The 11,952-nt window shown below is 64.6% G+C and carries 7 protein-coding genes; 4 read left to right on the forward strand and 3 right to left on the reverse strand.

Annotated elements, in window-relative coordinates:
- Positions 1-883 precede the first annotated feature (883 nt).
- The 3 genes from GD1_RS12020 to GD1_RS12030 all read left to right on the forward strand — a co-directional run bounded on the left by GD1_RS12020 (position 884) and on the right by GD1_RS12030 (position 4,762).
- Entirely contained in the window at positions 884-2,314 is a 1,431-nt protein-coding gene (locus GD1_RS12020; protein ID WP_157079459.1) for a hypothetical protein, read from the forward strand.
- Between the two features lie 238 nt (positions 2,315-2,552).
- Positions 2,553-3,788 carry a CHAT domain-containing protein gene (locus tag GD1_RS12025; RefSeq protein ID WP_059037196.1) on the forward strand — a complete coding sequence of 412 codons (1,236 nt, stop codon included), beginning with the start codon at positions 2,553-2,555 and terminating at the stop codon, positions 3,786-3,788.
- 11 nt (positions 3,789-3,799) lie between these two features.
- Positions 3,800-4,762, forward strand: coding sequence for a hypothetical protein (locus GD1_RS12030; protein ID WP_059037197.1), 963 nt, complete (start codon positions 3,800-3,802; stop codon positions 4,760-4,762).
- A 1-nt stretch (position 4,763) separates the two neighbouring features.
- Here the strand turns inward: GD1_RS12030 and GD1_RS12035 are convergent, their stop codons facing one another.
- The 3 genes from GD1_RS12035 to GD1_RS12045 form a co-directional block, all read right to left on the reverse strand.
- Positions 4,764-6,572 carry a tetratricopeptide repeat protein gene (locus tag GD1_RS12035; protein ID WP_059037198.1) on the reverse strand — a complete coding sequence of 603 codons (1,809 nt, stop codon included), beginning with the start codon at positions 6,570-6,572 and terminating at the stop codon, positions 4,764-4,766.
- 302 nt (positions 6,573-6,874) lie between these two features.
- On the reverse strand, positions 6,875-8,644 hold the full coding sequence (locus GD1_RS12040) for a hypothetical protein (protein WP_157079460.1): 1,770 nt from the start codon (positions 8,642-8,644) through the stop codon (positions 6,875-6,877).
- Between the two features lie 108 nt (positions 8,645-8,752).
- Entirely contained in the window at positions 8,753-10,165 is a 1,413-nt protein-coding gene (locus GD1_RS12045; protein ID WP_059037200.1) for an alpha/beta hydrolase, read from the reverse strand.
- 219 nt (positions 10,166-10,384) lie between these two features.
- On the opposite strand from GD1_RS12045, the gene GD1_RS12050 reads away from it, so the two are divergent.
- On the forward strand, positions 10,385-11,779 hold the full coding sequence (locus tag GD1_RS12050) for an IS1380 family transposase (RefSeq protein WP_059037201.1): 1,395 nt from the start codon (positions 10,385-10,387) through the stop codon (positions 11,777-11,779).
- The last annotated feature ends 173 nt before the right edge of the window (positions 11,780-11,952 follow it).

An 11,952-nucleotide genomic window follows, 5' to 3' on the forward strand; every position in this document is an offset into this window, starting at 1 on the left:
ATGTGCCAGTACCGCAGACTGATTCATACCTTCAGACGATTGAGGTTTGCCTGATGCGCCGGGAGTATTGGCACCACGCTCTCGTATCGGAGCGATTCTCGCATCTTCTCAGGTCGTCTATCGGGCAGGATTCTTCATGATTGACACTCGACGTTGTGTTGCCCCGCAAGTAGATTGCGCAGTACTGCGATCGGGGGTTGGTGTGCGTAGGCGCATCGAGCCAAGGGCCTGGCTGGGATCTGGTGCACTCGCCCTGGGGATCGGGGCTGCGGCGTTCGTTGGCGCCGGCGATGCGCACGCCGCGGACGACACTGCCTCGGAGTCGTCAACGTCGGTGGAGGAGGCCGTCGACAGTACCGGAAGTGAGTCCGCCGGGAACGCCACCTCGGATACCCCGGGCGGTGCCGTCGAAGGCGACGGCGAGACTGCGCCGGTGGAGCCGGTGGAGCCGGTGGACGTGCCTGCGGAGGATGCTACGACCACAGAGGCCGCGACGGATGACTCGGCTCCTACTGCTGTCTCGGATGACGTGCCCGAGCTTGTCGCCGAGCCTGAGGCTCCGCAGATGGAGATTCCCGCCAACCCGCCCACCGCTGACGCGACGGCCGCCGAGCCGGCTGAGGTTGCGGGCACACCCGAACCCGCGGTCGACGACGCCGATGGTTCAGTTCCCGCGTCAGCGACCCTGCCCAGCGACACCGTACATGGGCCGGGTGCCGAGACCGGTCGAGCGCTGGAGGTGACACCTTGGGAGGCAAATGGGTTCGCGTGGAACAATGGTGGTTCCTACCGGGTTCCGGCGATCAGTGGACTGTCCTCTGTGCTCGGAACGGGCTGGATCAGTGCGACGTCGGAGAGCACCGATGTCCCGTTGCCTGCACCGGTGACACCGACTCTGCTCGCAACCCCGGTCGCCACAACAACCACATCCCGACCACGGCACACCGGCTCCAACGGTGCGGTGTTCCTGGGTGGAACCTATCTCGAGCTGGGTGTCAGTGCATTGGGATCGTTCGGCAGTTCCGGGCGGCCCACCGGTTTCTATGGTCCCGGCTCCTCGATCGGGTTGGTGGCCGACCTCGACGGATTCGGGACCGGCGACGGGAATGTGCTCGACTTCGCCGTACCCGATACGCCGGAGGAACGATGGTCGGTGGGCTACAACGGAAGTCGCTATGGTGGCTTCAGCGCGTTGAACGGCAACGAGGGGAATGCGTGGTTGACCGGGTCCACCACCACCGATCTCTCGACCGACACCACGCTGAGCGCCCAGACCGTGAGTGTGGTCGACGGCGTACTGCAGGTGACGCAGACGCACTCGTTCGAACCCGATGACACCGCAGTCAAGACCACGGTCACCATCACCAATACGTCAGATCAGACCCTGACCGATGTGACCTACATGCGCTCGATCGATCCGGACAACACCCGGGCCGCGGGCGGCAGCAACTCCACGATCAACACCATTGGCGGGCAGTACGCGACCGACCGGTTCTCGATGGTGAGCGCAAGCAGTTTGCCCGGGGACGGCTACGCGACGGCTACCGGCCATCCGGCAGTGATGTACTACTACTCCACCGACGGGCGCGCCGAGGTCTACACGGGTGGCTTCAGGAACTACAACCCGTATGAGTATGCCTCGGGGAGTCAGGGATCCGGATACACGACCAAATCCGACGACGCGATCGGCATCGTGTTCCAGGTTGGCGATCTTGCTCCCGGAGAGTCGGTGACCTTCACCTACTACACCGGTGTGTCGGCAGGTGCCGATTCCGAGTCGATCATCGATGAAGTCGGCGTGGAACCGAAGCGGTCGCCGATCCGTGATTTCGGATTCTCCGCCGGTGACGGTCCGATGCAGCAGGTCAACGCCATTCTGCGCGGCAGCGCCTTCAACGACATGATCAATGGCGTAGGTAACCTTGCCGCGATCTTCGGATGGGGAAAGATCGGCAACGCAGTCGATGCCATCGCGATCGGACTGAACCTCGCCGACGGCAATGTTGCCGGGGCATTCTGGCAAGGCCTACAGGCAGGCGGTGACCTGATGATGAACGCGGGGTCGACGCTGGTCAAGTCCGGTACGGCGGTCGGTAGGTTCATCGGGGTGCCGGCGTTCCTGGGTGGCGCCGCAGTCACGACGTGGAGCTACGTGGCCGAGCAGGCGATGTACACCGACTGGGATTCTGCCGACGACACCCTCGCGTACGCGCAGGACCATCCGGGCGAGACTGCGCTGGCCGCAGCGCAGGCGGTCGGGACTGTCACTGCCGATCTCGGGTCGGCAATTCTCGGCTCGTGGATTCGGTGGTAGCGGTGCGGTTCTGAACTTCGGGCGGAAGCGGAGACGGCCGACGCTGACCCAGATCACCATGTCATCGTGCGTTGCATCGTGGCGAGTTCAGTATCGAGGCGCTCGGTATGCGGCAGTTCGTCTTTCGTGCACCGGATGGCACCGAGATGCCGGCGACACCGCCACCCACCGCGGCGGCGCCGGGATGGAGGGCCGCAAGCCCTATCACCGCCACCCCAGGATCGCTTAGTCTCATCCGATGACCATCGACGAGTCGTACTCCGATCGTCGCCGGGTGCTCGCTCGGCAGTGGGATGAGCTGGTCGACGAGATCCGGTCGCTCGACGGCTTCGAGACGTTCTTCGAACCGCCTGATGTCGACGATCTGCTGACTGCGGGTGACAACGGGCCGGTGATCGTCGTGAACGTGAGCCGGTGGCGATGTGACGCGTTGGTGGTCGCCGACGGCACCATCGACGTCGTACCACTTGCCGACATGACTCTCGAGGATGCGCAGCGGCGCACTGCCCGCCATTTCGAGAATCTTGTATGGCATACCACGACGCTGAATGGCATTGATTCTGCGCGAAGGGAATTCAACACATCGCGCTCACCTGCTGCTGCGCGTGGTGTCCGCGACGCGACCGAGGCGCAGTACCAGGCTCGGATCAAGCTGAACGAGGACCTCGCGGCCACTCTCGCGTGGCTGTGGGACGTGCTCGTCGAGCCTCTGGGGAAGTACCTGGTGGACAGGACCTCGCGCGTGTGGTGGAGCCCCACGGGACCGCTCGCGGTGCTTCCGATCCACGCCGCCGGATCGCCGTCATCGGGATGGCTCGTCGACCGGGTCGCCTCGTCGTATGCACCGAGCCTTCGGTCACTGATCGCCGCACGTGGTGCACAGCCAACCGGCAACCCGACGCGATCGCGGTTCGGGATCATCTCGACTCTGGGGGATGCCGATCACCTCGTCGGTGTTGCCGGTCCCCTCCGTGAGCTCGTCGGCCCGGATCTGCTCGTATCGTCAGGGTCTGCCACCGTCGCCGAGGCGCATCGTGTGCTCGCCGAGTGCACCAGCGTCCACTTCGACTGCCATGCGATCCAGAATCTGTCCGCCCCTGGTGACGGTGGGTTCATCCTGAACGACGGCATGCTGCGGGTGTTCGAACTCGCACGGACGGTCGCAAGCCGCGAACTTGCCGGTCTGGCGGCCTGCGACACCGCAGCCGGTGGATCAGAACTCTTCAACGAGTCGATCACGCTGGCAACGGCGCTGCACTACAGCGGATTCCGACACGTGGTCGGTGCATTGTGGGAACTGCGCGACGACGTGGCCCGCACCGTCTTCGCGGATCTCTACCGAGATCTTGTCACCGCGGATGGGCTCGTCACCGCGCACACCGGAGCGGCAGTCAGCAGGATCGTCCGCGCCTTGCGATCTGCCAAACCCGACGACCCCTACACTTGGGCGTCGTTGATCCACCTCGGCCCGTAGGGGAGCAGACGATGACCGAACTCGAGTACATCCACACCGGCGGAGATCCTCGCGGATGGTCGGTGACCGCAGCCCGGAACTTCACGGGCATCGCGAATCCGAGCGCGGACGGCGTCACCGCGACGGGCAGCTGCCCCCGCTGCGGCCATCCGATGCAGACATCTCTCACCGACACGGTCTACCGCAACGTGGCCCCCGGTGGTGGCACGGCAGACACAGGGGTCGCGATGGTCTGCGGCTGTAGGACCGACCATCCTGGACACCCAGAGGGAGAGTCCGGTTGTGGAGCATGGTGGTCACTGCGGTACGAGATCTCCGAGACCGGCGTTGCCTTCCACAGTGTCAGCATCGCTGAATTGGACGCCGACGCAGTACGTGCGGATGCGCACGCGTTGCGAAGCGCCGGCGAGGGTGAGCTCACCGCGGTGCGGTCGGCGGCGTCGTCGTGGTCCAAGGGCATCGGGGCGGCGGTCATCGCGCTACTCGGCTTCGGACTCGTCACCGGACCGTCGGACATCAGCGATCTGACATGCGCCGCCTCGATCGTGGTCGGGGTCCTCCTCGCAGCTGCTTTGGTGGCCGGGATGGTATCGGTCGGCCTTCTCTTCCGGTCCGCCTACGGTGCGCTCGAACCGGTAGCCACACCACAGGATTCGCCGCCCGGACAGAACGCCGTCGCACTCTCTGATCACACCGAGGCCGTGGCGCGCCTTCGGGGGCTGCGTTGGGGGTTGATCACCGCCGGTGTCGGTGTGACGATGCTGATCGCGGCGGTGGGTGTCACCTGGTACGGGCCCGCGCCGCAGGATCCGGTCCTGCGGATCGTGGATCGAACCGGTGTCGCGTGGTGCGGTGAGGTCCAGGCCACCGACGACGGAACGGTGGCCCTCGACGCCGGTGGCACCACGGTGACCGTGAATCTCGACGGCGCCAAACAGATCCAGGTCCTGGGCGTGTGCCCGGCAACCGGATAGCTCACAGATCCCGGCGTGCGGCGGCCAGCGATACCAGCCGTCTCGCCATTCCCGGATGCGCCCGACGCAGCCGATGCACGTCGCCTCGTGTGTCGAGATCGGACCCGAGCACCAATGATCTGCCGCGCTCGAGCATCACGAGCGCCGCCGGGGCGTCGTCGTGGTGGAGCGCCGCGGCCGCGCCGTCGGCGGCGGTGTCGGCGTGGTCAGTGAGTCGGAGGAGTCGACTCAGCGGATCGATCCCGTGCCAGGCCAGCTCGGCAGTGTCAGCTATCGCTGCCGAGTATGCCGCTGTCGATGTGTTCCAGTCGCCGCGCTGTGCCGCGTGGGCAGCGACCTGTAGTCGAGCCTCGGCGCGCAACGGAATGGGGGTCGACTCCGCATCCGCCACCGTCCGCCATCGGGTTTCGGCATCATCGCCTTCGCTGTCGGCGATCCGGGCAAGGATGGCCACGAACGCCTGATACTCCGAACGGCCGGGATCGGTTACCGCCACCGCCTTCTCGGCGATGCTGCGGGCCCGCTCGCCGTGAGTGTCAGTCCACAGGCACTGGGCGAGGTTGGCGAGGAACGGTGCCTCGTCGATGTGCGATCTGTGGGCAGCCGCCAGCGCACGCTCGGCGTATCCGACGCTTGCCGACCGCCGCTCGGGATCGGAGGCTGTGTCTGCGAGCAGTCGCGACAGCAGCGCCACATTCGACAACACGTTGGGATCATCCGGGAGGTGCCGGCACGCGAGTTCGGCGTAGCGCAACGCTTCGGACAACTGCCCGGCATCGTCGGTGGCCTCGGCATAGGTGAGCAGGTGCATCGCGTGATTGGTCAGTGCCGACCCGTACCGATGGGGTGTGGAATCGTCGAGGGCGTCACATGCCCATCGCCCGAGCGTCACGCCGGTCGTCAGGGCGGGCAGGTCGCCCGACCAGTCGAACCAGGTCATGGCGCTGTTGGCGGCCTCGCTCAGCAAATCGGGACGGTCGAGATGATCGATCGGGACCGCTGTTGCAGCGCGCAGCGCGATCCGAAACGCCTCCTCGATCCGATCCTGGTCACCGCGCGCCACGCCATGCGCTCGCAGGATCGATGCCAGGTTGGCGAGTCGGGCCGGAGTGTCGTCGACTGCGTCGCGGGCGAACTGTTCTGCTTCGGCAAGGAGCTCGACGGAGCCGACCGAGCCGAACCGTGTGGCCAGGGTGATCGCGAGGTTGGTTGCACGACCGGCGTAGTGCGGGCTGTCGGGGGCGGTGGCAACCACCGCACGTCGGCCAGCGGCCTCGGCTTCGGTGAGAAGCTCGGGGCGCGGCACGCGGCTGCGGAGATAGGCGGTGCACAGGATGGCGCCGCGCAGCGACAACCAGCCGGCCTGTGCGTGAGCGGGTGGGGTGACGGCCTTGGCTGAATATTCCAGTGCTGCCTCAAGATCGGAGGGCTGCTCCTGGTTTTCGAATCGGGTGTACAGCGCCGAGGCGAGATTTCCATGATGATCTGCAGTGGGGGCGAGGTCGGCTGCCTCGCGCAAGAGCGTGACCGCACGGTCGAGATGATCGTCACTGCCGGTGTGCTCGGCGAGATGTAGGTGAGCGATGGCAAGATTGGCGGCTACCGGCGCAAGCACCCGGGCCGGCAGAGCTGGTGTGAGGTAGGCGGCGGTTCCGTGGTGGATCGCGAGGTGAAGATCGCGGACATCCTGTGACACCTCGAATCGGTCGTCGAGCATCCCGCACAGGGTGCTGGCCGCCGACGCGAACTCGACTCCCTCGGTGTTCTTGGTGCGGGCAGAAAACCGATCGATATCGGTATTCGGATCCACCTCCTCTGGTTGAAGGAACTGTGGGGGAACGAGTTCGGGATGGTCGGGCAGCACACTCTGGTACCACTCACTGCACGCAGTGAGGGCGGCTTCGTCTGGTCCTTCCGGGAGGCGCATGTACCGCAGGAGGTGGTAGCTACCCAATAACGCCCGCTCATGCGGTGTCAACGATGGTGTGTCCACATGTAATCGGGATGATCTGGCGAGAAGGTTGGGATCGAGGACGGCATCGTCGTGCTCATCGGCCGAGGCGCTCACCGCAGCCGCGATGTCGCGGAGAATCGGGTCATACCGGGACGCTGTCATCGGCCGCCTCGCCGGTGGGTCCGCACCAGTCTGTGGAGAACAGCATCGTCGGTGGCGGTCCAATCGAGAGCCATGAGCATCTGGCGTAGTTGCTCGGCCCGGGCCCAATGGTCGGGTGCGGCATGGCGCAGAGCGTCTGTTCTTCCGAGCCCGGTTGCGTTGTCGAGCACGATGATTCGTGCGTGCTCGATTGCCGCGAGCGCGCCGCGAGGATCACCGGCGTTCAAGGCTGCCGCAGCGGCATCTTCCAAGAGCGTGTCGGCTTCCGAGATCGACGAGTGGTTGTCGCGAGGAGGACGCCAGGGACGTGTCGAAGCGACGGTGAGCGTGAGTGCCTGTTGATAGTCGGCAGCAGCGGTGTTCCAGTCGCCGAGTGAGGCCGAGGCATGCGCGGCCATGGCTGCTGCATTGATACGCCAGAAGTCAGGACCGACACCCTCTTGCATCGCAGACTGAAAGGCCTTGCGTGCAAGTAGTCTCCGCGACGGGGGCGCATCGTCGTCAAACAGTCCACAGCCGAGCTCGTAGAACATACGGGCACGGTCGGGATGGTCGGTGCCGATCAAGGCTATCGCCGAACGGGTTCGGGCGGCTGCATCGTCGATGTCTGCCTCGGTGGTTGCGGTCTCGAACAGTGCGGTCGCAAGCGCTGCCACAGTGAAGGCGTGCGTGAGCGGATCATCTTCTCGTGCGCAGGTTTCGATCATCTCGTCGAGGATGGTCGCGGCCTGCGTGGCGTCGTCGGTCTCGAAACGATCGGCGCGTTCGATCAGTGCGTGGGCGAGGTTCACCGTGACGTGAGGGTCCGGATCGGGGATCTGTTCGAAGAGGTCCACGGCTCGGTCGAGGTCTGCTCGATGCCGGGTGCGTCGTGACAGGCGGACCAGGGCAATCGCGAACGCATTGCGGCGTCGGTTGAGTTCGTGACGGTCGAACGTGGGATCGGTGAACGATTTCTCATGGAGGTTAACGCTTTCCACGATGTCGTCCAGAGACTCTCCGGCGAGGTCGTAGCGCACCGCCAATCCCGACGCGAGTGCACTCTGTGCCTCGCCCACGCCCGTCCCAAGACGCTCGGCAATGCTTCGCGCAGTGCGGAACTCGGTGATGGCGTCATCCACGTCCTGCGAATCGCCGGACAGACGGTGGAGTTGAAGGTAGGCCGAACCCAGGTTGGCGTGATGGCGGGAACTTACGATATCCCCGGACGAGCGATCTACACCGAGGGTAGTGCGGTAGTCGTGCACCAGAGATCGGAGTTCGGTGGGGTCCTGCCGGTGCCGCCGATGCAGGGCCAAGGACGTCAACGCCGCGAGCCCGGGGAGGTCACGCTCATCCTTGGTGCGTCCGTCCATCTCCGATTGGACCTCTTTGGCGACGATTGTTGCCTCGTGCAGAACCTGCGACGACCCGGTCGTTTCGTGCAGCCTGAGCAGCGCGGTGAGCAGATTGGACGCACACGTGGCCCGGTCTGCGCTGCCTTGCGAGGCGAGCGTCAGCGCCCTGGTATGCAGTCGAGTCGCTACCAGCAGGTGGGGTCGCGACGGCTCGAGCGGCGAGAGCTCCTCGAGCGCGCCGCCAAGATGGGACAGCACCGCGACCTTGTGCTTGTCTCGATCTTCGAGTAGCAAATTCGCGCCCGCGAGGATCCGGGCCGTATGGCGCAACCGTGCTGCATCGTCGGACGTCTCGATGGATGTGGGCCAATGGCGGCAAGCGGTCCAGACGAGCCATTCCACTCGCACTCGCTTGATCACGCCGCCCACGTGTTGACAGTAGTGGTTCTGGAAGCAGCCGGGTGACAGGAACTGGCGCGACGCCCGGGAAATGCATGAACCGATCGGATGGGTGTGTGTTCAGCGGAACGCTGTGGGCTACGGAGCGTCGCTGTCCGACGCAGCTTCATCCACGGGCTCGGGGGGAGCGGGGTTCGCGTCTGGGCCGACCACCGGGGCAAGCGATCCTGCATTGGGTTCTGGTGCATCCTGGGCAACCGGCACGTCTGGTGTGACAGGGCTATCGGATGTGGCGGAGGCATCGACCTCGGATGTTTCACCAGCGGTATCTGACTCCGGTACCGCGTCCGGATCTGGAGCCAGTGCTTCGTCCGAAGTAGGTGAATCGGCCGTGGTGGCCGCGATTGTGTCAGGCTCGTCCGGTGCCGTCGTATCGTCAGTTGTCGGAACCTCTGTGAGAGAGCTGAGAACAGTGGGGTCATTGGCGACGAGCGAAGCTGCAATGGCTGAGCCTGAATTCGTGGTGGTTGTCGGCACTTGGTACTTCTTGAGTGCATCCTGAACCTTCTTTGCTTCTTCTTCATCGGTTCGTCCCCAACGTTGCCAGGTGTGCGCTCCGTTGGTGTAGATGAAGTCGATCGGCAGGCCGAGGATGGCGGCTTGAGCGTTCAAGATGACTGCGGACACGAAGGACACGAACTCGAGGACGCTGCCCATCACCGCCTCGCCGATACCACCAAGGGCCATGAGTTCGTCCCACTCGGCCTGGGAGGCGATCAGCCCATTGCCGGTAGAGACGATGATGGTCTGACCGTTCGGCTTGGTCTGCCAGATCCGGCCGAACACGTCGTTGGACGCCCAGGTGTTGCCGGCGCTGAACGGGTTGCCCCACATTCCGTCCAGACCGTTCGAAATGCCCTGACGTGACGACAAGATGAACGGGATGAGAATCCATCCGATCGGATTGTTTGTCTGGTAGTAGCCCGACGTCGACAATGCGACCTTGAACAGATCGGGGTACTTCAGGGCGAGGTTCACGGCCTGTCCGCCGGAGATGGACAGGCCGACGATCGCATTACCTGCCTGGTCGATCGCGAAGTTCTCGTTCAGGTAGTCGGGGAGTTCTTCGCCAATGAAGGTTTCCCACTGCGGATCGTAGGCTTCTCCGCTGGAGGTGGTGAGAGGGTTTCCGTCGGAGTCAAGTGGGGGTGACTGCCAATCTGAGGACCAGGTACTCGTCGACCCGTTGATCATCACCAGGTTGTATTGCGCGCTGTATAGCGAACTTCCGGCACTGCCGCTGGGATCGTTGATCCCGCCGAGGAAGTAGACGGCTTGTTCTTGTTCGCCGGTGGGTTGATCGGATGGGCGGACCTTGACGGTCACATAGCTCTGCATCGACTCGGACCAGACCTTGCATGTCTGCACGTTGTTGGTGTGATCGGACGTGGACGCGAACGAGCATCCGGCCGATGTTCGCGCGACTGTTGGGTCGACCGCGAAAGCTGGGCTGATCCCGCCGGCCAGTCCGATAGCGGTTGTGATGCTCACGGTTGCGAGCAAGAGTCGATGGTGGCCGCCGTTGACTCGTAGGCGGGTGACTCGGCAAAGTCGCTTGATCATAGGCATACAACCTCATCTAGGAGCGGACCCGAGCTAGCCTCGTGCTTTCACGCTGATTTCGTGTCGTGAGTGAGGAATGGTGCCCTGACCTGGGATGATTGAGATTGCGAAGTCATCAATCGGACCAGATCGAGGAGCACCATTCAGGTGAGTAAGTCTACGTCGCCCTACCCCGTGCTGTCTGCAGATGGCACCGGAACCGGGGTGGTGTCGCAGGCCGGCGCCACGGTGTTGTTGCGGACAGCCGAGAAAACGGGCCTGACCACCGATTTATCGGACGCGTTGACGCCGTGGCGTAAACCCCTGGCGACCCACGATCCAGGCAAGATCATCACGGATCTGGCTGTGGCGGTCGCGATCGGCGGTGATTGTCTGGCCGACATCAACCAACTGCGCGCCAACCCCGCGGTATTCGGTCAGGTCGCCTCCGACCCCACGGTGTCACGACTGATCTCGGCGTTGGCCGCCGACGCCCCAGCGGCATTGACGGCCATCAACTCCGCCCGCGCTGCTGCCCGGGCAGGGTGCTGGTCAGCAGCCGGCACCACCGCCCCCGATCATGACGCCGATACTGGCGATCCGCTGATCGTCGATCTCGACGCAACCTTGGTGACCGCGCACTCGGAGAAACAGGATGCGGCACCAACCTACAAGCGCGGGTTCGGTTTCCACCCGCTATGTGCGTTTGTCGATCACGGTAGCGAGGGCACTGGCGAACCCCTGGCGATCCAATTGCGGCCCGGCAACGCCGGCGCCAACACCGCCGCCGATCACATCACGGTCACCGCCGCCGCACTCGAGCAGCTACCGACGGTGCAGGGGTATCGGGTCGGCGAGTCGGTGCTGGTGCGCACCGACTCCGCCGGCGGCACCCACGAGTTCCTCGGCTATCTCACCCGCCGGCACCTGGCCTATTCGGTGGGATTCGGGCTGACCGAGACCACCGCGGCCGTGACTGACCGGATCAGTCCCGAGGCGTGGACCCCGGCCTATGATGCCGACGGCGTGCAACGCGACGGAGCGTGGGTAGCCGAGTTGACCGGGCTGATCGACCTATCAGGCTGGCCGCAGGGGATGCGCGTGATCGTCCGGAAAGAGAGGCCGCACCCGGGTGCGCAATTGCGGTTCACCGACCGTGATGGGTTGCGGCTGACCGCGTTCGCCACCAACACCGTCCGTGGCCAACTCGCTGATCTGGAGCTGCGTCACCGGCGGCGGGCTCGATGTGAGGACCGGGTCCGTCCCGCCAAAGACTGTGGCCTGACGAATCTTCCGCTGCACGGCTTCGATCAGAACCGGATCTGGTGCGCGATCGTGATGCTCGCCTGCGAGTTGATTGCATGGACGCAGATGCTCGCGTTCACCGATCATCCTGCTCGCCGGTGGGAACCCAAGCGACTGCGCCACCGCGTGTTCTCGATCGCAGCCAAGATCAGCCGCCACGCCCGGCGAACCCGCATGAAGATGGCCACCCACGCTCCGCACGTCGATCTGCTACTCGACGGGATAGCAAGGCTTGCAGCACTTCCAGCGCCGGCCTGACCACCAGACCGACCAACCTTCGATCCAGAAAGGACGTCACACCTCGGGGCCGTGAAACCCGACGCACACCGACGCCTCGGACAACACCACACGGCCCACACCCGGAATTCGGTCCTCAGACCACCACTCCGGGCCCCCTCAAACACCGGGCGACCCACGACGAAACATCGAGG

It is taken from the genome of Gordonia desulfuricans NBRC 100010, assembly GCF_001485495.1.
Lineage (GTDB): Bacteria > Actinomycetota > Actinomycetes > Mycobacteriales > Mycobacteriaceae > Gordonia > Gordonia desulfuricans.

What these genes read in the sequence shown, in the direction of transcription:
- GD1_RS12025 (WP_059037196.1), top strand. Translation starts at nt 2,553, where the DNA reads ATGACCATCGACGAGTCGTACTCCGATCGTCGCCGGGTGCTCGCTCGG.
- GD1_RS12030 (WP_059037197.1), top strand. Translation starts at nt 3,800, where the DNA reads ATGACCGAACTCGAGTACATCCACACCGGCGGAGATCCTCGCGGATGG.